The following is a 22,180-nucleotide window of genomic DNA, read 5'->3' as shown; positions in this document are numbered from 1 at the left end:
CCAGAATACTGGCCCGTCCGAGCATGCACGACCAATCTGTGACACGACCTCGTACCTGTGACACGACCTCGTAGACGCCGATGGCCGCACCGCAGCAAACGCTGCGCTGCGGCCATCGGACTAGCTACGCGTGATCACTCACAGCTCGGTGGCGGAACCACCGGCAGCAGCAATCTTTTCCTTGGCGGAACCGGTGAACTTGTCGACGGTCACCTGAACGGCAACTGTCAGTTCGCCGTCGCCCAGAACCTTGACGAGCTGGTTCTTGCGGACTGCGCCCTTGGCGACGAGATCCTCGACCGTGATTGCTCCACCTTCGGGGAACAGACGGGCGATGTCGCCGACATTGACGACCTGGTACTCGACGCGGAACGGGTTCGTGAAGCCCTTGAGCTTGGGCAGACGCATGTGAAGCGGCATCTGTCCACCCTCGAAGCCCACGCGCACGGTGTTACGTGCCTTGGTGCCCTTGGTACCGCGACCTGCGGTCTTACCACGCTTGCCGCCCTCACCGCGTCCAACACGAATCTTGTTGGACTTGGATCCCGGAGCGGGGCGCAGGTGGTGCAGTTTGATGGTCATGGTTAGACCTCCTCAACTGTTACGAGGTGGCGCACCACGTTGATCAGACCGCGGTTCTGTGCGTTGTCCTCACGAACAACGGTCTGACGGATGCCCTTGAGACCCAGCGTGCGCAGAGAATCCTTCTGGTTCTGCTTGGTCCCGATGATGCTCTTGATCTGAGTGACCTTGAGATCTGCCATTACTTCACACTCCCAGCAGCCTGTGCGCGAGCGCGAAGCATGCCGGCGGGTGCAACCTCTTCGAGGGTGAGGCCGCGGCGAGCCGCAACTTCCTCGGGACGCTGCAGACCCTTGAGCGCAGCAACGGTCGCATGCACGACGTTGATGGCGTTGTCGCTACCGAGCGACTTCGACAGGATGTCCGCGATACCAGCGCACTCCAGCACGGCGCGCACAGCGCCACCGGCGATAACACCGGTACCGGGGCTTGCCGGGCGAAGCATGACGATGCCGGCAGCAGCCTCACCCTGAACGGGGTGAGTGATGGTGTTGGCGATCATCGGGACGCGGAAGAAGCTCTTGCGAGCCTCCTCGACACCCTTCTGGATGGCCGCGGGAACTTCCTTGGCCTTTCCGTAGCCGACGCCGACCAGTCCGTTGCCGTCTCCGACGATCACCAGAGCGGTGAAGCTGAAGCGACGACCACCCTTGACGACCTTGGAAACGCGGTTGATCGTGACAACGCGCTCGATGAACTGTGACTTCTCCGCAGCGTTTCCGCCACGGCCACCGTCGCGACGGTCACGGCCGCCACCACGGTTGTCCCCACGAGCGTTGCTGTTGTCACCGCTGTTGGGGCCATTCTGTCCGGCGGGTCCGCTTCCGCCGTCACGCCTTTGACGTCCCGGCATCAGGCTGTCCTTCCGTTGAAAATGTTGGTCATCAGAACTTCAACCCGCCTTCGCGAGCCGCGTCTGCCAGGGCCGCGATGCGACCGTGGTAGCCGTGTCCGCCGTGGTCGAAGACAACTGCTTCCACGCCGGCAGCCTTGGCGCGCTCGGCGATCAGCTGACCGACCTTCGCGCTCGCAGCCTTCTTGTCGCCTTCTGCCACGCGCACGTCTGCTTCGATGGTCGACGCGGAGGCCAGGGTGTGGCCGGCCAGGTCGTCCACGAGCTGGACGTGGATGTGGCGCGAGGACCGGTTGACGACCAAGCGGGGACGCTCGGGCGTGCCGGAGACCTTCTTGCGGAGACGGAAGTGACGACGCGTCTTCGAGAGACGACGCTTGGTGGACGCATCCTTGCCCAGCGGAATCCGCTTGGCTTTCTGGTTTGCAGTCTGGCTCATATCACTTACCCGTCTTTCCGACCTTGCGGCGGATCTGCTCACCCTCGTAACGCACGCCCTTACCCTTGTACGGGTCCGGACGACGGAGACGACGGATGTTGGCCGAGATCTGCCCGACCTTCTGCTTGTCGATGCCGGACACCGAGAACCGGGTGGGCGACTCGACGACGAAGGTGATGCCTTCAGGAGCCTCGATCGGCACCGGGTGGCTGAAGCCGAGCGCGAACTCGAGGTCCTTGCCCTTCAGTGCCACACGGTAACCAACACCGTGGATCTCCATCTTCTTCGTGTAACCCTCGGTGACACCGGTGATGATGTTCGCAACCAGGGTCCGCGACAGACCGTGCAGCGCGCGGCTACGACGCTCGTCGTCGGGGCGCGTGACGCTCAGCGAGCCGTCCTCTGCCTTTTCGATTGCGATGGGCTCGGAGATGGTCAGCGCGAGGGTGCCCTTGGGACCCTTGACGGTGACATCCTGGCCGCTGATCGTGACGTCAACGCCCGCGGGGACGGTGACCGGAATCTTTCCAATACGCGACATTGTGGTGGCCTCCCTTACCAGACGTAGGCGAGGACTTCCCCGCCTACTCCTTGATTGGCCGCCTGGCGATCGGTGAGCAGACCGGACGACGTGGAGATGATGGCCACGCCGAGGCCTCCGAGGACCTTGGGCAGGTTGGTGGACTTCGCGTAAACCCGGAGACCGGGCTTGGAAACGCGACGCACGCCGGCGAGGCTACGCTCGCGGCTGGGACCGTACTTCAGATCGACGATGAGGGTCTTGCCGACCTCTGCGTCTTCGGTACGGAAATCGGAGATGTAGCCCTCGCGCTTGAGGATCTCGGCGATGTTCGCCTTGATCTTCGAGTGGGGAAGCTTCACCTCATCGTGGTACGCCGTGTTGGCGTTGCGCAGACGCGTCAAGAAGTCTGCGATGGGGTCAGTCATGGTCATAGGTCGACCTCGACACCTTTCTCGCTGTGGTTCCCATGCAACACCGGACGAATCCGATCGTGGGCCTCCAGCAATTCGGCTGGGCCGTCCGACTTGTGTCAGACGGCGTAAGTTACCGCACCGAGCTGAACGCATGCGTCAGCCACGGCAACCGCTCTAGTGTAGGGAACTTTGGCGCAAGTGTCCACCGGGATCCCATGTCGCCTCCCCCACTGCCGCCCGAAGGATGCGATCGGGAAGCTATCGACGCACCCCGAAATCTGAACTGCTCGTTCGGCACCGAAGAACGACACCGACGAACGATGATCGCTTTCAACCAGAGTCGCAGCGGGGCAGTTCTTTTCAGGATCGGCACGATTCACATCTCGATGAAAACCACGAATGGGCGTGGGTTCCAAAGGAACCCACGCCCATTCACATGCGTGGTGTGACGAAGCCCGAGGGCCTCAGATCACCAAGAGCTCTTGCGAACTCCGGGAAGCTCGCCGGCGTGAGCCATCTCGCGAACGCAGATACGGCACAAGCCGAACTTGCGGAACACCGAGTGCGGGCGACCGCACCGCTGGCAGCGGGTGTAGGCGCGAACCGCGAACTTGGGCTTCTTGTTGGCCTTGTTGACCAATGCCTTCTTAGCCATGCGCTCAGTTCTCCTTGAACGGGAAGCCGAGGTGCTTGAGCAGTGCACGGCCTTCTTCGTTGTTGGTTGCGGTGGTCACGACGGTGATGTCCATGCCGCGGGGGCGATCGATCTTGTCCACGTCGATCTCGTGGAACATCGACTGCTCGTTGAGGCCGAACGTGTAGTTGCCGTTGCCGTCGAACTGGTTGCCCGAGAGACCGCGGAAGTCGCGGATACGGGGCAGAGCGACAGACACGAGGCGGTCCAGGAACTCCCACATGCGGTCACCACGGAGGGTGACGCGTGCACCGATGGGCATACCTTCGCGGAGCTTGAACTGCGCGATGGACTTACGTGCCTTGCGGATCTCGGGCTTCTGGCCCGTGATCAGCGACAGGTCATGGACAGCGCCGTTGATCAGCTTGGCGTCACGGGCGGCGTCGCCGACGCCCATGTTGACGACAACCTTGACGACGCCGGGGATCTGCATGACGTTCGAGTAGTCGAACTCGCTGTTGAGCGCGTCCTTGATCTCAGCGCGGTAGCGTGCCTTGAGGCGCGGCTGGACCTTGTTTTCGGTGGAGGTCATGTCAGATGTCCTTCCCGTTCTTCCGGGAAATCCGAACGCGCTTGCCGGACTCTTCGTCGGTGCGGTAGCCCACGCGGGTGGGGTTTCCGTCCGAGTCGACGACTGCAACGTTGGAAACGTGGATCGGGGCTTCCTGCGTGACGATGCCGCCGGAGGATGCTCCGCGCTCGTTCGCGGAAACCGCGGTGTGCTTCTTGATTCGGTTCACGCCTTCGACGAGGACCTTGTCGGTCGCGGGGTAGGCCTGAATGACCTTGCCCTTCGCGCCCTTGTCCTTGCCGGCGATGACCAGAACGGTGTCACCCTTGTGCACCTTCATCACAGCACCTCCGGGGCAAGCGAAACGATCTTCATGAACTTCTTCTCGCGCAGCTCACGGCCGACGGGTCCGAAGATGCGGGTTCCACGGGGATCACTGTCAGCCTTGATGAGCACTGCAGCGTTCTCGTCGAACTTGATGTAGGAACCGTCCGGACGACGGCGCTCCTTGGTCGTGCGAACGATGACGGCCTTGACGACCTCACCCTTCTTGATGTTTCCACCGGGGATTGCGTCCTTGACGGTGGCGACGATGACGTCACCGATCCCGGCGTAGCGACGTGACGAACCGCCGAGAACGCGGATGCAAAGGATTTCCTTGGCACCCGTGTTATCAGCGACGCGAACTCGCGACTCCTGCTGAATCACTTGATCTCCCTAGACCTGGAATTTCGTGCGCAACGGATTACCGACCCGGTGCGCGCGGTCATTGTTGCCACCTGCGTCGTGTCTGAGCTGCAGTCCCACCGACTGACGTCGGGAGACGATCACTGCAAGCACCGTTCGAGCTGCGCACGTGAAGACACACCTCTGCCACAGGCAACCGTTCTATTGTAGGGAAGGGTTCGCCGAATACCAAATCAGCCGTACTCGACGCAACTCGAACCCTTCGCCCGGAAAGCCCCGAAAGCCCCCGGAAAGCCGAATGGCCCACTCCCCCAAGGGGAAGCGGGCCATTCGGTGATACTCGATCAGCTCGAGGATTCGATCAGGCTTACTTGGCCTTTTCGAGGACCTCGACCAGACGCCAGTGCTTCGTCGCGGACAGCGGACGGGTTTCCATCAGCTGAACGCGGTCGCCGACGCCGGCAACGCCGTTCTCGTCGTGCGCCTTCACCTTGGTCGTACGGCGGATGATCTTGCCGTAGAGCTTGTGCTTGACGCGGTCTTCGAGCTCGACCACGATCGTCTTTTCCATCTTGTCGGACACGACGTATCCGACACGGACCTTACGGCTCGCGCGCTCTTCTGTGCTCACTGCTTTTTCCTCACTCATGCCGCGTCACCTGCATCCGGACCCACAGCGAGTCCGAGCTCACGCTCACGCAGGACGGTGTAGATGCGCGCGATCTCGTGACGAACGGTGCGCAGTCGTCGGTTGTTGTCCATCTGGCCGGTAGCCATCTGGAAACGAAGGTTGAAAAGCTCTTCCTTCGACTCACGGAGCCGGGTGACCAGCTCGTCTTCACTGAGCTCGCGGAGCTCTGCTGCTGGGGTTCCAGTAGCCATCAGAACTGCTCCTCTCTGGTCACGATCCGGCACTTGCACGGGAGCTTGTGCATCGCGCGGCGCAGGGCCTCACGAGCAATCTCCTCGTTGGGGTATGTCATCTCGAACAGAACGCGTCCGGGCTTGACGTTGGCAATCCACCACTCGGGCGAACCCTTACCGGAACCCATTCGGGTTTCGGCCGGCTTCTTCGTGAGGGGGCGATCCGGGAAGATGTTGATCCAGATCTTGCCGCCACGCTTGATGTGCCGAGTCATGGCGATACGAGCGGACTCGATCTGCCGGTTGGTGATGTAGGCAGGCTCGAGAGCCTGGATGCCGTAGTCACCGAAGGTCACCTGGGTACCGCCCTTGGCGGCACCCGAACGGCTCGGGTGGTGCTGCTTGCGGTGCTTGACCCGCCGTGGGATCAACATGCGTCAGCCCTCCTGATTCTGTTCAGTTGCGGGAGCATCGGCGGTTGCGGTCGCTGCGCGGCCGGCCTCGGTGCTGGTCGCAGTGGTACCGGTGGCACCGGAACGACGCGGACGGCTCGGACGCTCACGACGCGGGCGATCCCCGGCCGGTGCGGCCGTGTTGGCGGCGAGCTCACGCTTGCCACCGACGATGTCGCCCTTGTAGATCCAGACCTTGACGCCGATGCGACCGAAGGTGGTCTTGGCCTCGTAGAGGCCGTAGTCGATGTCCGCACGAAGCGTGTGCAGCGGCACACGGCCTTCGCGGTAGAACTCCGACCGGGACATCTCGGCGCCGCCGAGACGACCGGAGCACTGAACGCGGATTCCCTTGACGTTGGGCTGACGCATGGCCGACTGGATGGCCTTGCGCATTGCACGACGGAAGGCAACGCGGTTCGAGAGCTGCTCGGCCACACCCTGTGCGACGAGCTGTGCTTCAGCTTCTGCGTTCTTGACCTCGAGGATGTTCAGCTGAACCTGCTTGCCGGTCAGCTTCTCGAGCTCGGAGCGGATGCGATCGGCTTCGGCGCCGCGGCGGCCGATGACGATGCCCGGACGTGCAGTGTGGATGTCCACGCGAACACGGTCACGGGTGCGCTCGATTTCGACCTTCGCGATTCCTGCGCGCTCCATGCCGGTGGCGAGGAGCTTACGGATCGCGACGTCTTCCTTGACGTACTCCGCGTACTGCTTGTCTGCGTACCAGCGAGACTTCCAGTCGGTGGTGATGCCGAGACGGAAGCCGTGCGGGTTGATTTTCTGGCCCACTACTGAGCACTTCCCTTCCGGCGATTACGGGTCGATGTTCCGGTCTTCGGCAGGCTCTCCACGATCACGGTGATGTGACTGGTGCGCTTGCGAATACGGAACGCACGTCCCTGTGCACGCGGCTGGAACCGCTTGAGGGTCGCGCCCTCGTCCACGAACGCCGTAGCAACGACAAGCGTGCTGGGGTCGAGGTCGAGGTTGTTCTCGGCGTTGGCTGCTGCGGAGGCGATCACCTTGGCGACCGGCTCGCTCGCTGCCTGCGGCGCGAACTTCAGGATGTTCAGGGCGTCTTCAACCGAGCGCCCGCGGACCAGGTCCACAACTCGACGTGCCTTCATCGGCGTAACGCGAACGTGCTTCGCTACAGCCTTGGCAGTCGGGTTGGCGGTTTCGGTGTTGCTCATCGCCTCTTCGCCTTCCGATCATCCTTGATGTGACCCTTGAACGTGCGGGTCGGTGCAAACTCTCCGAGCTTGTGTCCGACCATGGAGTCGGAAACGAACACGGGGACGTGCTTGCGGCCGTCGTGAACTGCAAACGTGTGGCCGATGAAGTCCGGGATGATTGTCGAACGACGGGACCAGGTCTTGATGACCTGCTTGGTTCCCTTTTCGTTCTGTACATCCACCTTCGCGAGGAGGTGGTCATCGACGAACGGGCCCTTCTTAAGGCTGCGTGGCATCCTTCACTCCCTCCTAGCGCTTGTTCTTGCCGGTGCGGCGGCGACGGACGATCATCTTGTCGCTTGCCTTGTTCTTGCGGGTACGGCCTTCAGGCTTACCCCACGGGCTGACCGGGTGGCGTCCACCTGAGGTCTTGCCCTCGCCGCCACCGTGCGGGTGGTCGACCGGGTTCATCACGACACCACGAACGGTCGGGCGCTTGCCCTTCCAACGCATACGGCCGGCCTTGCCCCAGTTGATGTTCGACTGCTCGGCGTTGCCGACCTCGCCGACGGATGCGCGGCAGCGCACGTCGACGCGACGGATTTCACCGGAAGGCATACGCAGCGTGGCGTAGCTGCCTTCCTTACCGAGGAGCTGGATACTGGCGCCTGCGGAACGAGCCATCTTGGCTCCGCCGCCGGGACGCAGTTCCACACCGTGGATGGTGGTACCAGTCGGGATGTTGCGCAGCGGCAGGTTGTTGCCCGGCTTGATGTCGGCGCCTGCACCGGACTCGACCGGTGAACCCTGCACCAGGCCCTTGGGGGCGATGATGTAGCGCTTCTCACCGTCTGCGTAATGCAGGAGTGCGATGTTTGCTGTGCGGTTGGGGTCGTACTCGATGTGAGCGACCTTTGCCGGGATGCCGTCCTTGTCGTTGCGACGGAAATCGATCAGTCGGTATGCACGCTTGTGTCCGCCACCCTTGTGACGGGTGGTGATACGACCGTGTGCGTTACGTCCACCGCGACCGTGCAGCGGGCGAACCAGCGACTTCTCGGGGGTCGACCGAGTGATCTCGGCGAAGTCCGAGACGCTCGAGCCACGACGGCCCGGTGTTGTCGGCTTGTACTTACGGATTGCCATGAGTCTTCTCGTCCTCTATGTCTCGTCAAGTCCCGGCGCTTACGCGACCGGTCCTCCGAAGATCTCGATGGGCTTGCTGTCAGCGGACAGGGTCACGAGCGCGCGCTTGGTGTCCTTGCGCTTGCCGTAACCGAATCGGGTCCGCTTACGCTTGCCCTGACGGTTGGCGGTGTTGACGCTGGTCACCTTGACGCCGAAGACCTTCTCGACGGCAATCTTGATCTGCGTCTTGTTCGAGTCCGGGTGCACCAGGAAGGTGTAGGTGCCTTCCTCGATCAGTCCGTAGGACTTCTCGGAGATGACCGGAGCGAGCAGGATGTCGCGGGGGTCAGCGATGGTGCTCACTTGGCGTCCTCCTTGTTCTGAGCGCTCTCTGCGGGCCCGTGGATGAACGCGTTGAGTGCCTCGACGCTGAACACGACATCGTCTGCATTGAGCACGTCGTAGGTGTTGAGCTGGTCGGGTGCAATGGGATGCACGCCTTCCAGGTTCTGCACGCTCTTCCAAGCGGCTACATCCTGGCGACCCACGACGAGCAGCAGCTTCTTGCGATCCGAAATCTCGCCGAGGAACGCGATTGCGCCCTTGGTCGAAGGCGTCTGCCCTGCAACCAGTTCGGTGATGACGTGGATGCGCTCGTTGCGTGCGCGGTCAGAGAGGGCTCCGCGAAGAGCGGCTGCCTTCATCTTCTTGGGGGTGCGCTGGCTGTAGTCACGCGGCTGCGGGCCGTGAACGGTTCCGCCGCCGACGAACTGCGGTGCGCGAGTCGAGCCCTGGCGTGCGCGGCCGGTGCCCTTCTGGCGGTACGGCTTCTTGCCACCGCCGCGGACGTCGCCGCGGGTCTTGGTGGAGTGGGTTCCCTGACGAGCAGCTGCGAGCTGCGCGACGACAACCTGATGGAGAAGCGCGATGTTGGCCGGAGCGTCGAAGATCTCAGCGGGGAGATCGACGGTGCCGTTGGTCTTGCCGCCGGCGACCTTGACGTCCAGGGTCAACTTGGTCTCGGTGCTGGTCATGCCCGTGCACCACCCTTCACTGCACTCTTGACGATCACGAGGCCGCCCTTGCGGCCGGGGATCGCACCCTTGATCAGCAGCAGGCCGTTCTCTGCATCCACCTTGTGGACCGAGAGGTTCTGCGTCGTGATGCGGTCGCTACCCATGCGTCCGGACATGCGCATGCCCTTGAACACGCGGCCGGGAGTTGCACAGCCACCGATGGAGCCCGGGCGGCGGTGAACAGCCTGGGTACCGTGCGACGCGCCCTGTCCCTTGAAGCCGTGACGCTTCATGGTTCCGGCGAAGCCCTTGCCCTTGCTGGTTCCGGTGACGTCGACGTATGCGCCGTCCTCGAAGACCTCGGCGGTGAGCTCCTGGCCGACCTCGTAGTCGGAGGTGTCCGCAACGCGGAGCTCCACTACGTGGCGACGCGGGGTCACACCAGCCTTGGTGAACTGGCCGGAAGTCGGCTTGTTCACCTTGCGCGGGTCGATGGCGCCGAACGCGAGCTGAACGGCGCTGTAGCCGTCACGCTCTTCGGTACGGATCTGGGTTACGACGTTCGGCCCAGCCTTCACGACGGTGACCGGGACAACCCGGTTGTTCTCGTCGAAGACCTGGGTCATGCCGAGCTTGGTGCCCAGGATTCCCTTGATCTTGGTATCAGTCATTGTTTTTGTCTCCGCCGTCACTGAATGTTCACGTCGACACTGGCCGGAAGGTCGATGCGCATGAGCGCGTCAACCGTCTTCGGCGTCGGGTCGAGAATGTCGATCAGCCGCTTGTGAGTACGCATCTCGAAGTGCTCGCGCGAGTCCTTGTACTTGTGCGGCGAGCGGATGACGCAATATACGTTCTTCTCGGTCGGCAACGGCACAGGTCCAACGACGCGGGCACCCGTACGGGTTACCGTCTCGACGATCTTGCGCGCTGACGCGTCGATCGCCTCGTGGTCGTAGGCCTTGAGCCTGATGCGGATCTTTTGTCCCGCCACGCTTAGTGTCCTTTTCTTGCCGCGTTTCGTAGCCCGCCTGGTCAGGCTCGAGCTACCTCGTCTGCACAGTCCTTGCCTGGACGATGACACGACGAACACTGAAGCGATCGGGACCAAGTCCAAGTTCTCGGGAGTACCGAGATTCGGATCGAGATCAGGATCTGCTGCCGCTGTTCGTTTGTCATTGTTCTCCGGTACACGCGGTCGGGCGTGTCGCCTTCTCACTCATCCTGCGCCGGACAATCTTTCGATTATCTGGCGCGTGATGCGTACCGGACGTGTTCGATGTCGAACACAAAGTAGGTACTGCTTCCGTCCTGCATTACTTCTCGTCTTGCATGGTCACAGTCGTTGACCCGATTACCCTGACGGGATCTGCGATCGATCGTCTGTGACGTCTTACCCTTACCCGATCACGGCCGCAATCGACCGCGTCCCGGACAAGGCAACCCGACCAGTATGCCGTACCTGGCCCAAATCCTCAACTCCCCCGAACTGCCTTTTCCGAGTGAGCTGCGCGACAACAACCTTACTCAGAAGTAAGATACGCCTATGACTACCTCCAGCCCTACCTATCGCGGATGGCAGAAATTGCCGGACAACGCCCTCGGACATGCAGTTTTCTCGGCGGCGATGTCCATTCGCGTGCCCTATTTCGCCTCTGTTCTCCCCCGGGTGACCAAGTTGGAACCAGGGCTCTGCGAGGTCCGCTCCCCCAAATGGTGGGGTGTCCACAATCATCTCGGCACTTTCCACGCGATCGCTGCCTGCAACCTCGCGGAGGTCGCGATGGGCATGCTGAGCGAAGCGACGGTTCCGAACTCCCACCGCTGGATCCCCAAGTCGATGAAGGTCGACTACCTCGCCAAGGCCGAGACCGGCCTGCGGGCGGTCGCCCGACTCGAGACTTTGCCGGACTTCGCGGCGATCGAGAGTGGCACGGAACTTCTCGTTCCCATCTCGATCTTCGACCGGGGCGGCAAGGAAGTAGTCCACGCCGAAATCACCACCTGGGTCTCCCCCAAGTAGGCACTCACGAACCCGCCTGCATCGCAACCTGATTCGCCCGCCAAACAGGTTTCGCAGAATTAGGCACCACCGCAGGTTTCGGCGAATGACGATCGTGGAACACCTCCCCGAACGGCGATGGTCGGTCGGGGTGCCGGTGTCCGGAGGTGGGTTGCGTTCCGGGCACCACATTGTCGACCTCGCGTCACGCCGAGCACCGGGAGGCCTCGTGGAAGAGTTCTTGACCACAACGAGTTCCGAAGCAGGCACGCAGACCTCGTCGTATCCGGACGAGGCCGAGGGATTGGACAGCTTCCGGCGCGACCTCGACGCCATCGACGCTCTACTTCTCGAGACGGTGCGGCAGCGGCTGGAACTCTGCCTGCGCATCGGCGAGTGGAAGCGCTCCCGCGAGGTTCCGATGATGCAACCCGGCCGCGTGCGCGTCGTGCAGGAGCGGGCGCGTGAATTCGCTCGTAGACACGACCTCTCTCCTGACTTCTTCAACGCCCTGTACGAGCTGATGATTGCCGAGACCTGTCGACTCGAAGACCTGGTGATCAACGCACCTGTTGAGGAGGAGGACACTGTTCGGGAATCCGTCGGACCGAGATCAGGATCATCGACATGAGTTCCCGCACCCTTCTGGTGGACAATTACGACTCGTTCACCTACAACCTGTTCACCCTGTTGACCGAGGTCAACGGGGTTGTGCCGATCGTGGTCCGCAACGACGCGGATTGGGATTCCCTCGATCTCGCGTCGTACGACAACGTGGTCATCTCCCCAGGTCCCGGCCGGCCGGATCGCGACCGTGATTTCGGAATCAGCCGCCGTTTCATCGAAGAAGCGCCTCTCCCACTTCTCGGTGTCTGTCTCGGCCACCAGGGCCTGTGCGAGTTGTTCGGCGCGGACGTGGTGGTTGCGCCCGTACCGATGCACGGCCGAATTTCGCTGATCGATCACGACGGCTCGGGCATTTTTGCCGGACTTCCGTCGCCGTTCCGAGCTGTTCGCTACCACTCGTTGACCGTCGAGAATCTGCCGAACGCCTTCGTTCGTACCGCGTGGACGTCCGACGGTCTGCTCATGGGTGTCCGGCACCGGACCAAGCCGATGTGGGGAGTTCAGTTCCATCCGGAGTCCATCAGCACCGAGTTCGGCATAGATTTGCTCGCGAACTTCCGCGATCTGTCCGTCGGACGCACTCTGGATTCGGTGATCCGACCCGAACCTGTTCCGCAAACACCCGACCTGCGGCCGGCGATCAACTACGACGTCGACGACGTGATTCTCGATTTTGCAGTGGACCCGTCGGCGGCCTATGCAGCACTGTTCGCCGACGGCCCGAACGCGTTCTGGCTGGACCGCGCGGCAACCGCAGAGCCGAGTGCGCGCTTTTCGATTCTCGGCGATTCGTCGGGGCCGCTGGCTGAGTTCATCACGTACGACGTGCAAGCCGAGGTACTGACTGTCAGCCGAAAAGGCTTGTCCGACGAGCACATTCGAGTTCCGTTCTTCGATTACTTGGACGCACAACTCGCGACGCGCTTCGTGCCCTCCCATCCGGAACTCGACTTCAACCTCGGCTACGTGGGCTACCTCGGCTACGAACTGAAAGCACAGACCGGAGGAAGGGCAGTCCATCCGGCACCCACTCCTGATGCTGCTCTGGTGTTTGCCGACCGCGCCGTCGTCATCGATCACACCGCGGGCCGCACTCACGTTTTGAGGTTGCGCGAGAAAGTCCGCGACGCCGGCTATGACGATTGGCTCGAATCGACCGTCGACACTTTGGCGCGGATCGGCGCGGACCTTCCGGAACGCACCCCGGTTCCGCTGATCAGCGACACCGTCTGGACGCAGGCTCGCCTTCGGCATGATCGCGATCAGTACCTGTCGTTGATCGGAACGGCCCTCTCGGAGATCCGGGCGGGTGAGTCCTACGAGGTGTGTCTGACCAACATGGCGAGCGTCGACGAGACGATCGATGCACAGCAGGCGTTCGAGTATCTGCGCTCGATCAATCCGACGCCGTACAGCGCACTTCTCGACTTCACCGGTATCTCGGTGGTCTCGGCCTCGCCTGAGCGGTTCCTTCGTGTCGACTCGGACGGCAACGTCGAGTCCAAGCCGATCAAAGGGACCCGCCCGCGCGGCGTCACCCGAGCGCGTGATGCTGCCCTACGGCAGGACCTGCTCGACAGCGAGAAGGACCGCGCCGAGAACCTGATGATCGTGGACCTCACCCGCAACGACCTCACCAAGGTCTGCGTTCCGGGAAGTGTCCACGTTCCGAGGCTGTTCGCGATCGAGTCGTACTCGTCCGTTCACCAAATGGTGTCGACGGTGCGCGGACACCTGAGTCCGGGGTCGTCGGCGGTGGACTGTGTGCGTGCCGCGTTCCCCGGTGGATCGATGACCGGCGCCCCGAAGGTACGGACGATGGAGATCATCGACCGTCTCGAATCCGGCCCACGTGGGGTCTACTCGGGATCGATCGGGTACTTCGCGCTCGGTGGCGCCGCGGACCTCTCGATCGTGATCCGGTCGCTGGTCTGCACCGAGAGCGGCGTGACCTTCGGAATCGGCGGTGCCATCACAGCGTTGTCCGATCCGGAAGAAGAATTCGACGAGACCACGGTCAAGGCGTCCACGCTGCTCCGTGCGCTCGATGCGGTGTCCTCGCGGGTCCTCGAGTACGGCGGGTAGATCCAGCCATGACGGCGGCATCAGGCACAGCGACGGTTGTCGGCGGGCTGGGTGCCGTCGGATCCATGTTCGTCGAACTGCTTCGCGCCGGGGGGTCGACCGTCACCGTCGTCGACCCAGCAGGCAGCGATCCCGACGGAGATGTAGTCGTCGGAGACATCACGAAACCCAGTGAGCAAGTCCTCGCGCACGTGGAGTCCTCGCGCATCATCGTGCTCGCGGTTCCCGAACGGGTCGCTCTAGCCGCACTACCGAGCCTTCGGACATCCGGCGCTCTCGTTGTGGACACGCTGTCGGTCAAATCGCGGATGGACGCAGCAATCGCCGACGCCGGCCGAGAAGGGGAGTTCCTCGGACTCAACCCCATGTTCCGTCCGTCGCTCGGGCCACGCGGTCGGGCCGTCATCGCAGTGCCGTACGTCGGCGGTCCGCAGTCCGACAGATTCCTCGACATCGTGCGCTCGTGGGGCGCGTCGGTCGCGGTGATGGACGCCGATCGTCACGACCGGTTGGCTGCGGCCACCCAGGTTCTGACACACGCGTCGGTGCTGGCTTTCGGCGTTGCCCTGGCTGAACTCCGAGTTTCCGCGGACGAACTCCTCGCGGTCGCCCCTCCCCCGCATCGGACCTTGCTCGCGCTCCTGGCGCGTGTAGCCGGCGGCGAGCCGGAGGTGTACTGGGACGTGCAAGCGGGCAATCCGTATGCAGGTGCGACACGAAAAGCACTGTTCGATGCCACCGCACAGGTGGACAGGGCGGCCGAAACCCTCGGCGACTTCACGACGCTGATGAAAACCGCCGACGCAGCGCTCGACAATCGCTCAGGCGAATTGAACGCGGAGTGCCAGAGCTTGTTCGATCGCATTGCCGAAGGGCACAGAGAGATCGCCGAAGGGCACAGAGAGTAGGGCACGATGAGACCTGGAGTGAGTCCGCCCAGCCTCCCGGAGTACGACGCCTCCGATCCGGTCGAGAGTGCAATCGTCCGCCGCCTTGCGAGCAATTGGGCGCGCCGGGCAACCGTGAAGAAGGCGGAACCGGAACTGGACGATCTCTTCGATTCGTCGCTGTCCGACTACCCCGAAGCACTTCTCCCGTTCGCGGAGCATCCGACCTACCTGGCATTGAGCCCCGAGCAGAAGCAACGCCTGCAAGCCTGGGCATGGATCGCGTTCAACAAGAACGTCATGGACATCGAGAAGTACGTCGTCAATCCCGGCTTCGACGTTCTCGCCGAAGACCGACTTAACGTCGGTCTCGGAGATTGGGCTGCAGTGGCGGTCAATCAGGCGATGGTCGACGAGCAATATCACACGCTCATGCACTTCAATGCCAGTTCAGCGACCCGTCGAGGCAGGGGCTGGGGGCTGCCGGCCAAGGCATTGCCCGACGTCCTGACGGTCCGCACGCGGGCGCAAGCCCTCGACGCAGCCGGTGATCCGCGCAAGATCGCGCTGACACAGTTGGCGTTCATGACCGTCGCCGAGGTGTCGATCACCGCATACCTCGACCTGATCTCGGACGATCCGGGCGTGCAGTCGATCAACCGCGCGACAATCCGGCTGCACGCTCGCGACGAGTACTGCCATGCCTCGATTGCCGGGGAATTGGCCGTCCTGGTCTGGGATTCCCTGGGTGGTGGAGATCGCAGCTATCTACTCGAAGGTTTCGAGGACGCAATGCGTGCGTTCAGCGGGACCGACTTCGGCGCGTGGCGAGCAATCATGGAAATTGAAGCCATACCTGGAGGACGGAAGATGCTCGACGATGTCGCATTGGAACCGCACAACGAACTGTTCGTGCAGGACTACAGTGGAATAACGTCCCTGCTCCAAAAGCTACAAGTTACACCAGAAGTAACAATCGCTGCAGATAAATATTCTGCCAGTTAATCCCGTGCAATAAAAGAAATAGTTCGCAACGAACGAGAACCAGCAATAGTCCGCAATTATCGGGCACTCCCGATTTTTCAGCTAGACACGAGCGTTCTCGAATCAATACCGGACGGATTTATCAAGAAAAGACGGGAAGATCCCGCGCCCGCTGCCTCCGACCCAAGACCCGAGACGAGAGTTGTCCGGAATCCTTGTCATAAATTCGATAAAGAGGCCACAAGATTGCATGCAGAATACTGTCTGCTGCAATCAAGAATGTTAACTTCCAATTCGATACACCATGATGCTCGAGGGTTTTCTTCGATGCTCGATTATATCGTGCATACACTCGCGGCGAACTAACTCCACGTCTACCCGAAACCTTTGCGGCCATGCTCGAGATCTGCCCCACTGCGCAACGAACATGCGCCATGCAGAGGGATAGATCGATATCCTCATGAATGTCGGTTCGATCGCTGACCGCACCCCTAACGGCCAACCAAGCCGACCGACGCATCGCCATGTTACTGCCTGGAACTGCAACAACGGGCCGAACCGCCCCCTGAGCCCCGCGACCGAGTCGCCAATTCGTCCATCGGCGCTGAAGGCCGGCGATCGGAGATTCATAAAGGTAAGTCAGGCCAGTTACGCCCGAGAAATCGTCGCGACGCTCGAAGAATTCGTGAACCGCAACGGCCCAGTCTTCCCCCACGATCGTATCCGCGTCGATACGTCCGATAATTTCTCCACTCGCCGCGTCAAACCCTTTGTTTCTCGCATGCACCACCCCGGGGCGGGATTCTTTGAGAAGCCGAACCTTGGGACAACTACTTTGATACTTCTCGATCAACTCGGAAGTGTTGTCCGAGGAATTATTGTCAACGATGATGATTTCGTCGACATATTCACCTTGAGCAATGAGCGCTTCGATGCACGTTTCGATGTATTCAGATTCATTAAAAGCCGGAACAACCACCGACAACGTCGCGTTCGCCATTTCCCAACGGTATCGCGAATCTCTCCACAAGACATCGAGCAGCGGGCCCAGGGGACCAACCGGAAGGAATCGGGGGACTTTCGTCACCGGTCAAATCAAAGACCTCCGGTCCGCGCAACCGAATACCCACCTGCGCAGATGCGCTGAAAATCTATTTGGTCATTCGTTCAATTAGAAGAGATCTTTACGTTACAAAGAATATTTGTGATTCTTGCCACAAGGTGAAATCGAAGGTGAGAGTTGCTGGCAGGAGCCACATACTCCCTCTCACGCGTCCGATTGCCCGAGTGTCGGTTTGACCCTCCGGTAACATCTGAGCGGAGATCACGGATAGAAGACAGAAGGCATCTGTGCGCCCGTCGGGAGCGCGTGCCCGTTCCGACAATGCAGACAGCGGAGTGTTGATGCCCTTTTCCACGGACGCAGCGGTACTAGTGGAGGACGTACACAAGTCCTTCAAGAACGTGCACGCGCTGCGAGGGATCAACTTCACCGCCCCACGTGGGACAGTGCTCGGCATCTTAGGTCCCAACGGCGCAGGCAAGACGACGACGGTGAAGGTCCTCTCCACGCTCATTCGTCCCACCAGTGGACGCGCGATGGTGGCTGGCTACGACGTAGTGCGCAATGCTCCCGAGGTTCGACGCTCCATCATGATGACCGGGCAGTTCGCCGCCCTGGACGATTCACTCACCGGCCGGGAGAACATCGAACTGTTCGGCAGGTTGATGGGTCTCGACCGAATGTCGGCGAAGGTGCGCGCTGCCGACCTGCTCTCTCAATTCGACCTCGTCGAAGCAGGATCTCGAGTAGTGAGGAACTACTCCGGCGGTATGCGCCGACGAATCGATATCGCGTGTGGCCTGGTTGTTCGCCCCGAGGTCGTTTTCCTCGACGAGCCGACCACCGGCTTGGATCCGCGCAGTCGGCAGAGCGTCTGGTCGCTGGTCCAGTCACTGAAGGAGCAGGGAATCACCGTGCTCCTGACAACTCAGTACCTCGAAGAGGCAGATTTACTGAGCGACAACATCATCGTCATCGACAAAGGCGCAGTCATTGCTGAGGGGACTGCTGACCAACTGAAGGCGCGAACCGGCGCAAGCTTCTGCGAGATTGTGCCCGCAGATCTCAAACAGCTGCCTCATGCGGTCCATGCCCTGGGCAATCTGGTCCCCCGCGACTTCAGATTCGATCTGGCACAAGAAAGCGGTCGCATCGCTATCCCCGCACCTGTCGGCGCAGGAACCCTCTCCGAAGCGCTGCGTCGTCTGGACCACGCACGGATTCCGCTTGCAGACATCGCGCTTCGTCGCCCGTCACTCGATGACGTCTTTCTTTCACTCACAGGTGAACAGCACGTAAGCGAGACGCCGTGACGACAACTACAAAATTCGGGGTCGATCAAGTGACTGTCCGCGGGGAAAGTCGCAGCAAGATTGCAGTCCCCGAGGCTTTAAGCGTTGGAAAGCACCGCCGACCGCATCCATCAGCGATCAATCAGTGGTGGGTGCTGACTGCACGCACCGTCAAATCGATGGTCAAGCGCTATGAGCTGCTCGTTGCAGTCATCGCACCGCTGATCTTCACGATCGGGTTCTACCTTCCCTTGAAGTTCGTCATGCAACTTCAAGGGATCAACTACGCGCAGTTCTTGATGCCGATCATTGTCCTGCAGGCGATGGCATTCACATCGATCTCGGCTGCTCAAATGTCTTCGACCGAATCGATCACCGGCTTCAGCAACCGGATGAAAACCATGCCGGTCGTCGGCCCGATCCCGCTGCTGTCCCGTCAATCCAGTGGGTTCGTCAGATCAACAGTCTCGCTTGCTGCCGCATTGGCGTTCGGCCACTTGATCGGTTTTCGATTCTCAGCCGGAGTCGGGCAGGCCGTCTTGTTCTGCGCTGTCGCCCTGGCGTTCAGCACCTGCCTGTCCTTCGCTGGTGACGCCATCGGCTCATTGTCGAAGAGCCCGCAGGCCACCAGTCAAGCGCTGACATTGCCACAGTTGATTCTGGGGATGTTGTCCTGCGGTTTTGCGCCCGAGACCGGCTTTCCCGAGTGGATTCGGCCGTTTGTACGCAATCAACCGGTATCGCAGTTTTCATTCGCCATGCGTGATCTTGCACAAGGCGGAGTCACCTGGAGCGTCCTGTTTCCCGTCGTTGCGTGGACTATCGGGTTGATCGTCGTGTTCGCGCCACTCGCGTTCTGGGCAAGTATGAGGCGGTCATGAACGAACCGACAGATCGATTCATGGCTGTAGTCCGCCCGGTCGAGGGGTTCAACTTCCCTTACCCGGATAAAGCGCTCCCCGAGAACTCGTTCAAGGCGCTGGTCGTGCACAGTGGGATTCAGGCTAAACGCCTGCTGCTCACCTGGCTGCGAGATCCGTCGACGGCCATTCAAGCCCTCATATACCCAGCATTCATGTTGCTCATGTTCCGGGTCGTATTGGGCAATTCGATTACAGCAGCAACCGGCCAGTCGAGTATTTTCGGGACAGTTCCACTGATCATCCTCGTAGGCGCTATGTTCGGGTCGATTGCGAGCGCCGTCGGCCTCAAAGGTGAACGCGCGTCCGGACTGCTGAGTCGATTCTGGACGCTCCCCGCGCATCGCGCCTCGAGTCTCGTCGGACGCATGATCGCAGAAGCAGTCCGAGTTCTTCTCACGTCAATCGTGATTCTCGGCGTCGGCTATCTGCTGGGGTTCCGATTCAATCAAGGTCCGCTGGCGGCCTTCGCGATCTTGGCGTTGCCCGTCATTTTCGGCGTCGGTTTTGCCATGATGGTGACGGCCCTGGCCACTGTCTCCGACAACTTGCCGCTCGTCGAAATCGTATCCATCTCGTGCACACTATTGATGTTCTTCAATTCCGGATTCGTCCCTGTGATGGCCTACCCGAAGTGGCTTCAACCAGTGGTGGCAGAGCAACCGATGTCCGTCGCTATCGACACGATGAGAGGGCTGTCGTTGGGCGGTCCTGTGGCGGAACCCCTCGTCAAGACGCTGATCTGGTCCATCGGCATGATTCTGGTCTTCGTCTACCCAGCAATTCGGGGATACCGACGCGCCGCGGCGATGTCGTAACGAATACAGACCGCAAACCGACTTCACAGTTCGAGAAACAAGTGGCACCAGGGATGAGCATCGATGTACCCGTGCCACGCAACGAGAGGTATCTAACTTGACGCGTACAAGGCAGTCCATGTGGAGGCGCGCTACCGGTGTCGCCGCGGTGACGATGGTGTGCGCTCTGGTTCCGGCCGGTATCGCAACTGCGTCGCCTGTCACTCACCAGGGCGGCGGAGATTCGGTGGAGCCCGTCACGAGTGGTTCTTACGTCGTCTCAGTCGAGCAAGTGAACGATCGCCAAAAGATCGTGAATGTATACGCGGCGTCGATGGACCGCGTTGTTCCAATTCAGGTCATCACTCCTGCCGATGACTCCGCGCCCCGTCCCATCCTGTACTTGCTCAACGGAGCCGGTGGTGGACAAGATTCCGCTACTTGGGAGTACCAGACCGATGTCGTCGACTTCTTCCAGGACAAGAACGTCAACGTCGCGACGCCAGTTGGTGGACGCCTGTCGTACTACACCGACTGGCAGAAGGAAGACCCGAAACTTGGTAAGAACATGTGGAGCACTTTTCTGGGTAAGGAGCTCCCCCCGTTGCTGAACAAGCAACTTGGCAGCAATGGCGAACAGTCGATTGCAGCAATCTCGATGTCGGGTACTTCTGTGCTCAACCTGGCGATCGAGTACCCAGGTTTTTACAACTCCGTTGCCGCATTCAGCGGGTGTGCTCAGACCAGCGATCCGCTCGGCCAGCAGTTCGTCAAGACCACCACGGAGTGGATCGGCGGCGTTGACGACGTGCAGAACATGTGGGGTCCGTTCGACGGCCCCGGTTGGCGGGAACACGACCCCCTTGTGAACGCTGAGAAGCTGCGTGGCACACAGATTTACATGAGCACCGGCAGCGGGCTCCCCGGTTTCCCCAATGACACCCCTGCTAATCCGCGCATCCAGGACGGCCGCGCTGCGATGTTCGACCAGATCGTTGTCGGCAGTCCGATCGAGCTTGCAACCAACCTGTGTACCTCCAACATGGCGAAGCGGCTCTTCGAACTGAATATTCCGGCAGTAGTGGATTTCCGACCAACAGGTACCCATTCATGGGGCTACTGGCAAGACGATCTACACAAGTCCTGGCCATTCATCGCACAGTCTCTGGGCGTCTGATTCAAGTGCCTCGTGCTGGCTTCAACTCCAGCACGAGGCACCGATTAGCTTCATAGGAGGAATCAGCGGTGCGGTTCATTCGGATCATGCTGGTCGTACTGGGAACGTGTTTCCTGCTGTCTGGCACCTCAGTTAGTGCCCTGGCGGATGATCGAGAACCCAGCCCTGGTTTCGCGACTATGGGTCCATCGCCGGCGGGCTCCAACAACTGGAATTGCGTTCCGAGCGCCGATCATCCTCGTCCGGTAGTTCTCATCCATGGAACAACCGCGAACATGGTTGATACCTGGGCTGAACTTTCCCCGCAACTTGCTGATCTCGGCTACTGCGTATTTGCTCTCAATTATGGAGGGGCACGGGAAATCTTCAATCCCAACGCTCTCCAATGGGGTATCAGGGACATTGCGACTTCAGCGAAAGAGCTTGCAACCTTCGTTGATTCAGTTCGCCGTCATACGGGTGCAGGCCAGGTGGATCTCGTAGGCCACTCCCAAGGGGGAGTCGTCGCTCGCCAGTACCTGAAGTTCGACGGTGGTTCGACTCCGGAAGATCCGTCGAAAAACGCCGTCCATTCTCTGGTCACCCTCGGCGCTACCAACCACGGAACGACCTTCGGCGGCTTGCAAGCAAACGCCAAACAACTCTCAGATATGGGGCTTCCTGGAGACCTCTTGGTTCAGGCGATTTGGGGACCAGCCGGTGTTCAACAACTTCAAGGGACACCGCTGTTGACTGAGCTCAATGCGGGCTCGGAAACCCAACCGGGAGTTACGTATACCGTAATCGCGACCGCTCACGACCAGATTTCAACCCCTCCGGAAGCTTCGTTCCTTACCGCAGGCCCCAATTCCGTTGTAAACAACGTCTGGGTCCAGGATGGATGCCCAGGCAACACTGCCTCGCATGCGGGGCTGGTTCGTGACGCGCATTCGTTGGACCTCGTAAAATCCGCGCTCGATCCGGAATTCACGCCGATCCCCTGCGCATAGCTGCCCCAGACGTCGAG

Annotated in this window: 32 protein-coding genes; 10 read left to right on the top strand and 22 right to left on the bottom strand. The window is 61.0% G+C overall.

What is annotated here, in order from left to right:
* Positions 1–138 precede the first annotated feature (138 nt).
* The 21 genes from rplO to rpsJ all read right to left on the bottom strand — a co-directional run bounded on the left by rplO (position 139) and on the right by rpsJ (position 10,334).
* Positions 139–582 carry a 50S ribosomal protein L15 gene (rplO, locus tag AOT96_RS19820; RefSeq protein WP_003940829.1) on the bottom strand — a complete coding sequence of 148 codons (444 nt, stop codon included), beginning with the start codon at positions 580–582 and terminating at the stop codon, positions 139–141.
* Between the two features lie 2 nt (positions 583–584).
* Positions 585–764, bottom strand: a complete 180-nt coding sequence (gene rpmD, locus AOT96_RS19815; RefSeq protein WP_003940751.1) for a 50S ribosomal protein L30 — start codon at positions 762–764, stop codon at positions 585–587.
* Positions 764–1,435, bottom strand: a complete 672-nt coding sequence (rpsE, locus tag AOT96_RS19810; RefSeq protein ID WP_003940718.1) for a 30S ribosomal protein S5 — start codon at positions 1,433–1,435, stop codon at positions 764–766. The genes rpmD and rpsE overlap by 1 nt, the downstream gene beginning before the upstream one ends.
* Positions 1,436–1,466: 31 nt before the next feature.
* Complete coding sequence (gene rplR / locus AOT96_RS19805; RefSeq protein WP_003940996.1) at positions 1,467–1,874, bottom strand: 50S ribosomal protein L18; 408 nt, start codon at positions 1,872–1,874, stop codon at positions 1,467–1,469.
* Between the two features lies 1 nt (position 1,875).
* Positions 1,876–2,415: a 50S ribosomal protein L6 gene (gene rplF / locus AOT96_RS19800; protein WP_003940970.1), complete on the bottom strand. Its 540-nt coding sequence runs from the start codon at positions 2,413–2,415 to the stop codon at positions 1,876–1,878.
* A 14-nt stretch (positions 2,416–2,429) separates the two neighbouring features.
* Complete coding sequence (gene rpsH / locus AOT96_RS19795; RefSeq protein WP_003940873.1) at positions 2,430–2,828, bottom strand: 30S ribosomal protein S8; 399 nt, start codon at positions 2,826–2,828, stop codon at positions 2,430–2,432.
* 451 nt (positions 2,829–3,279) lie between these two features.
* Positions 3,280–3,465 (bottom strand): type Z 30S ribosomal protein S14, encoded by a 186-nt coding sequence (locus AOT96_RS19790; RefSeq protein ID WP_003940698.1) that lies wholly within the window; start codon positions 3,463–3,465, stop codon positions 3,280–3,282.
* A 4-nt stretch (positions 3,466–3,469) separates the two neighbouring features.
* Positions 3,470–4,036, bottom strand: coding sequence for a 50S ribosomal protein L5 (gene rplE, locus AOT96_RS19785; RefSeq protein WP_003940924.1), 567 nt, complete (start codon positions 4,034–4,036; stop codon positions 3,470–3,472).
* A gap of 1 nt (position 4,037) precedes the next feature.
* Positions 4,038–4,355 (bottom strand): 50S ribosomal protein L24, encoded by a 318-nt coding sequence (gene rplX / locus AOT96_RS19780; RefSeq protein WP_003941019.1) that lies wholly within the window; start codon positions 4,353–4,355, stop codon positions 4,038–4,040.
* The gene (gene rplN, locus AOT96_RS19775) at positions 4,355–4,723 is read right to left on the bottom strand and encodes a 50S ribosomal protein L14 (RefSeq protein ID WP_003940951.1); all 369 of its coding nucleotides are present in this window, start codon (positions 4,721–4,723) and stop codon (positions 4,355–4,357) included. The genes rplX and rplN overlap by 1 nt, the downstream gene beginning before the upstream one ends.
* 346 nt (positions 4,724–5,069) lie before the next feature.
* On the bottom strand, positions 5,070–5,351 hold the full coding sequence (gene rpsQ / locus AOT96_RS19770; protein WP_003941020.1) for a 30S ribosomal protein S17: 282 nt from the start codon (positions 5,349–5,351) through the stop codon (positions 5,070–5,072).
* Positions 5,348–5,584, bottom strand: a complete 237-nt coding sequence (gene rpmC / locus AOT96_RS19765) for a 50S ribosomal protein L29 (RefSeq protein ID WP_003940734.1) — start codon at positions 5,582–5,584, stop codon at positions 5,348–5,350. The genes rpsQ and rpmC overlap by 4 nt, the downstream gene beginning before the upstream one ends.
* On the bottom strand, positions 5,584–6,000 hold the full coding sequence (gene rplP, locus AOT96_RS19760) for a 50S ribosomal protein L16 (RefSeq protein ID WP_003940899.1): 417 nt from the start codon (positions 5,998–6,000) through the stop codon (positions 5,584–5,586). Before rplP ends, rpmC begins: the two co-directional genes overlap by 1 nt.
* A gap of 3 nt (positions 6,001–6,003) precedes the next feature.
* The gene (gene rpsC / locus AOT96_RS19755) at positions 6,004–6,810 is read right to left on the bottom strand and encodes a 30S ribosomal protein S3 (protein WP_003941003.1); all 807 of its coding nucleotides are present in this window, start codon (positions 6,808–6,810) and stop codon (positions 6,004–6,006) included.
* A complete protein-coding gene (gene rplV / locus AOT96_RS19750) occupies positions 6,810–7,214 on the bottom strand; it encodes a 50S ribosomal protein L22 (protein ID WP_003940717.1) in 405 nt (134 codons plus the stop codon). The genes rpsC and rplV overlap by 1 nt, the downstream gene beginning before the upstream one ends.
* Positions 7,211–7,492 carry a 30S ribosomal protein S19 gene (gene rpsS, locus AOT96_RS19745; RefSeq protein ID WP_003940820.1) on the bottom strand — a complete coding sequence of 94 codons (282 nt, stop codon included), beginning with the start codon at positions 7,490–7,492 and terminating at the stop codon, positions 7,211–7,213. The genes rplV and rpsS overlap by 4 nt, the downstream gene beginning before the upstream one ends.
* Before the next feature lie 13 nt (positions 7,493–7,505).
* Positions 7,506–8,342 carry a 50S ribosomal protein L2 gene (gene rplB / locus AOT96_RS19740; protein ID WP_003940895.1) on the bottom strand — a complete coding sequence of 279 codons (837 nt, stop codon included), beginning with the start codon at positions 8,340–8,342 and terminating at the stop codon, positions 7,506–7,508.
* Positions 8,343–8,381: 39 nt separating this feature from the next.
* Positions 8,382–8,687, bottom strand: a complete 306-nt coding sequence (gene rplW / locus AOT96_RS19735; protein ID WP_003940990.1) for a 50S ribosomal protein L23 — start codon at positions 8,685–8,687, stop codon at positions 8,382–8,384.
* Entirely contained in the window at positions 8,684–9,358 is a 675-nt protein-coding gene (gene rplD / locus AOT96_RS19730; RefSeq protein ID WP_003940723.1) for a 50S ribosomal protein L4, read from the bottom strand. Before rplD ends, rplW begins: the two co-directional genes overlap by 4 nt.
* Positions 9,355–10,011 carry a 50S ribosomal protein L3 gene (gene rplC, locus AOT96_RS19725; protein WP_003940826.1) on the bottom strand — a complete coding sequence of 219 codons (657 nt, stop codon included), beginning with the start codon at positions 10,009–10,011 and terminating at the stop codon, positions 9,355–9,357. Before rplC ends, rplD begins: the two co-directional genes overlap by 4 nt.
* Before the next feature lie 17 nt (positions 10,012–10,028).
* Entirely contained in the window at positions 10,029–10,334 is a 306-nt protein-coding gene (gene rpsJ, locus AOT96_RS19720) for a 30S ribosomal protein S10 (RefSeq protein ID WP_003938093.1), read from the bottom strand.
* A 552-nt stretch (positions 10,335–10,886) separates the two neighbouring features.
* Here rpsJ and AOT96_RS19715 point away from each other — a divergent pair.
* The 5 genes from AOT96_RS19715 (at position 10,887) to AOT96_RS19695 (ending at position 15,946) form a co-directional block, all read left to right on the top strand.
* Complete coding sequence (locus AOT96_RS19715; protein WP_003940943.1) at positions 10,887–11,363, top strand: hotdog fold domain-containing protein; 477 nt, start codon at positions 10,887–10,889, stop codon at positions 11,361–11,363.
* A gap of 85 nt (positions 11,364–11,448) precedes the next feature.
* A complete protein-coding gene (locus AOT96_RS19710; protein WP_042922406.1) occupies positions 11,449–11,973 on the top strand; it encodes a chorismate mutase family protein in 525 nt (174 codons plus the stop codon).
* A complete protein-coding gene (gene pabB, locus AOT96_RS19705) occupies positions 11,970–14,054 on the top strand; it encodes an aminodeoxychorismate synthase component I (protein ID WP_065352168.1) in 2,085 nt (694 codons plus the stop codon). Before AOT96_RS19710 ends, pabB begins: the two co-directional genes overlap by 4 nt.
* Positions 14,055–14,062: 8 nt before the next feature.
* Positions 14,063–14,962 (top strand): prephenate dehydrogenase dimerization domain-containing protein, encoded by a 900-nt coding sequence (locus tag AOT96_RS19700; RefSeq protein WP_065352167.1) that lies wholly within the window; start codon positions 14,063–14,065, stop codon positions 14,960–14,962.
* Between the two features lie 6 nt (positions 14,963–14,968).
* Positions 14,969–15,946: a diiron oxygenase gene (locus AOT96_RS19695; RefSeq protein ID WP_065352166.1), complete on the top strand. Its 978-nt coding sequence runs from the start codon at positions 14,969–14,971 to the stop codon at positions 15,944–15,946.
* A gap of 121 nt (positions 15,947–16,067) precedes the next feature.
* On the opposite strand, the gene AOT96_RS19690 is transcribed toward AOT96_RS19695, so the two are convergent.
* Positions 16,068–16,925: a glycosyltransferase gene (locus tag AOT96_RS19690; protein ID WP_064073940.1), complete on the bottom strand. Its 858-nt coding sequence runs from the start codon at positions 16,923–16,925 to the stop codon at positions 16,068–16,070.
* Positions 16,926–17,329: 404 nt separating this feature from the next.
* On the opposite strand from AOT96_RS19690, the gene AOT96_RS19685 reads away from it, so the two are divergent.
* The 5 genes from AOT96_RS19685 (at position 17,330) to AOT96_RS19665 (ending at position 22,163) form a co-directional block, all read left to right on the top strand.
* Positions 17,330–18,301 carry a daunorubicin resistance protein DrrA family ABC transporter ATP-binding protein gene (locus AOT96_RS19685; RefSeq protein WP_020969036.1) on the top strand — a complete coding sequence of 324 codons (972 nt, stop codon included), beginning with the start codon at positions 17,330–17,332 and terminating at the stop codon, positions 18,299–18,301.
* Positions 18,298–19,161 (top strand): ABC transporter permease, encoded by an 864-nt coding sequence (locus AOT96_RS19680; protein ID WP_054781949.1) that lies wholly within the window; start codon positions 18,298–18,300, stop codon positions 19,159–19,161. The genes AOT96_RS19685 and AOT96_RS19680 overlap by 4 nt, the downstream gene beginning before the upstream one ends.
* Positions 19,158–20,018 (top strand): ABC transporter permease, encoded by an 861-nt coding sequence (locus AOT96_RS19675; RefSeq protein ID WP_058039006.1) that lies wholly within the window; start codon positions 19,158–19,160, stop codon positions 20,016–20,018. The genes AOT96_RS19680 and AOT96_RS19675 overlap by 4 nt, the downstream gene beginning before the upstream one ends.
* Before the next feature lie 118 nt (positions 20,019–20,136).
* Positions 20,137–21,174: an alpha/beta hydrolase gene (locus AOT96_RS19670; RefSeq protein WP_058039005.1), complete on the top strand. Its 1,038-nt coding sequence runs from the start codon at positions 20,137–20,139 to the stop codon at positions 21,172–21,174.
* Positions 21,175–21,449: 275 nt separating this feature from the next.
* A complete protein-coding gene (locus tag AOT96_RS19665) occupies positions 21,450–22,163 on the top strand; it encodes an esterase/lipase family protein (RefSeq protein ID WP_231917233.1) in 714 nt (237 codons plus the stop codon).
* The last annotated feature ends 17 nt before the right edge of the window (positions 22,164–22,180 follow it).

This window comes from Rhodococcus sp. 008 (assembly GCF_001682295.1).
Taxonomy (GTDB): domain Bacteria; phylum Actinomycetota; class Actinomycetes; order Mycobacteriales; family Mycobacteriaceae; genus Rhodococcus_F; species Rhodococcus_F qingshengii.
The sequence above is the reverse complement of the archived record's forward strand: the minus strand, read 5'-3'. Positions and strand labels throughout refer to the sequence as shown.

Coding starts and splice junctions, on each gene's coding strand:
- AOT96_RS19695 (WP_065352166.1), top strand. CDS start 14,969: ATGAGACCTGGAGTGAGTCCGCCCAGCCTCCCGGAGTACGACGCCTCC.
- rplP (WP_003940899.1), bottom strand. CDS start 6,000: ATGTTGATCCCACGGCGGGTCAAGCACCGCAAGCAGCACCACCCGAGC.
- AOT96_RS19690 (WP_064073940.1), bottom strand. CDS start 16,925: ATGGCGAACGCGACGTTGTCGGTGGTTGTTCCGGCTTTTAATGAATCT.
- AOT96_RS19675 (WP_058039006.1), top strand. CDS start 19,158: ATGAACGAACCGACAGATCGATTCATGGCTGTAGTCCGCCCGGTCGAG.
- rplC (WP_003940826.1), bottom strand. CDS start 10,011: ATGACTGATACCAAGATCAAGGGAATCCTGGGCACCAAGCTCGGCATG.
- AOT96_RS19685 (WP_020969036.1), top strand. CDS start 17,330: ATGCCCTTTTCCACGGACGCAGCGGTACTAGTGGAGGACGTACACAAG.
- rpmC (WP_003940734.1), bottom strand. CDS start 5,584: ATGGCTACTGGAACCCCAGCAGCAGAGCTCCGCGAGCTCAGTGAAGAC.
- rpmD (WP_003940751.1), bottom strand. CDS start 764: ATGGCAGATCTCAAGGTCACTCAGATCAAGAGCATCATCGGGACCAAG.
- AOT96_RS19790 (WP_003940698.1), bottom strand. CDS start 3,465: ATGGCTAAGAAGGCATTGGTCAACAAGGCCAACAAGAAGCCCAAGTTC.
- rpsQ (WP_003941020.1), bottom strand. CDS start 5,351: ATGAGTGAGGAAAAAGCAGTGAGCACAGAAGAGCGCGCGAGCCGTAAG.
- rplO (WP_003940829.1), bottom strand. CDS start 582: ATGACCATCAAACTGCACCACCTGCGCCCCGCTCCGGGATCCAAGTCC.
- rplR (WP_003940996.1), bottom strand. CDS start 1,874: ATGAGCCAGACTGCAAACCAGAAAGCCAAGCGGATTCCGCTGGGCAAG.
- rplX (WP_003941019.1), bottom strand. CDS start 4,355: ATGAAGGTGCACAAGGGTGACACCGTTCTGGTCATCGCCGGCAAGGAC.
- AOT96_RS19670 (WP_058039005.1), top strand. CDS start 20,137: ATGTGGAGGCGCGCTACCGGTGTCGCCGCGGTGACGATGGTGTGCGCT.
- rplD (WP_003940723.1), bottom strand. CDS start 9,358: ATGACCAGCACCGAGACCAAGTTGACCCTGGACGTCAAGGTCGCCGGC.
- rpsS (WP_003940820.1), bottom strand. CDS start 7,492: ATGCCACGCAGCCTTAAGAAGGGCCCGTTCGTCGATGACCACCTCCTC.
- rpsH (WP_003940873.1), bottom strand. CDS start 2,828: ATGACCATGACTGACCCCATCGCAGACTTCTTGACGCGTCTGCGCAAC.
- rplV (WP_003940717.1), bottom strand. CDS start 7,214: ATGAGCAACACCGAAACCGCCAACCCGACTGCCAAGGCTGTAGCGAAG.
- AOT96_RS19715 (WP_003940943.1), top strand. CDS start 10,887: ATGACTACCTCCAGCCCTACCTATCGCGGATGGCAGAAATTGCCGGAC.
- AOT96_RS19700 (WP_065352167.1), top strand. CDS start 14,063: ATGACGGCGGCATCAGGCACAGCGACGGTTGTCGGCGGGCTGGGTGCC.
- AOT96_RS19710 (WP_042922406.1), top strand. CDS start 11,449: ATGACGATCGTGGAACACCTCCCCGAACGGCGATGGTCGGTCGGGGTG.
- AOT96_RS19665 (WP_231917233.1), top strand. CDS start 21,450: ATGGTTGATACCTGGGCTGAACTTTCCCCGCAACTTGCTGATCTCGGC.
- pabB (WP_065352168.1), top strand. CDS start 11,970: ATGAGTTCCCGCACCCTTCTGGTGGACAATTACGACTCGTTCACCTAC.
- rplF (WP_003940970.1), bottom strand. CDS start 2,415: ATGTCGCGTATTGGAAAGATTCCGGTCACCGTCCCCGCGGGCGTTGAC.
- rplE (WP_003940924.1), bottom strand. CDS start 4,036: ATGACCTCCACCGAAAACAAGGTCCAGCCGCGCCTCAAGGCACGCTAC.
- rpsE (WP_003940718.1), bottom strand. CDS start 1,435: ATGCCGGGACGTCAAAGGCGTGACGGCGGAAGCGGACCCGCCGGACAG.
- rplB (WP_003940895.1), bottom strand. CDS start 8,342: ATGGCAATCCGTAAGTACAAGCCGACAACACCGGGCCGTCGTGGCTCG.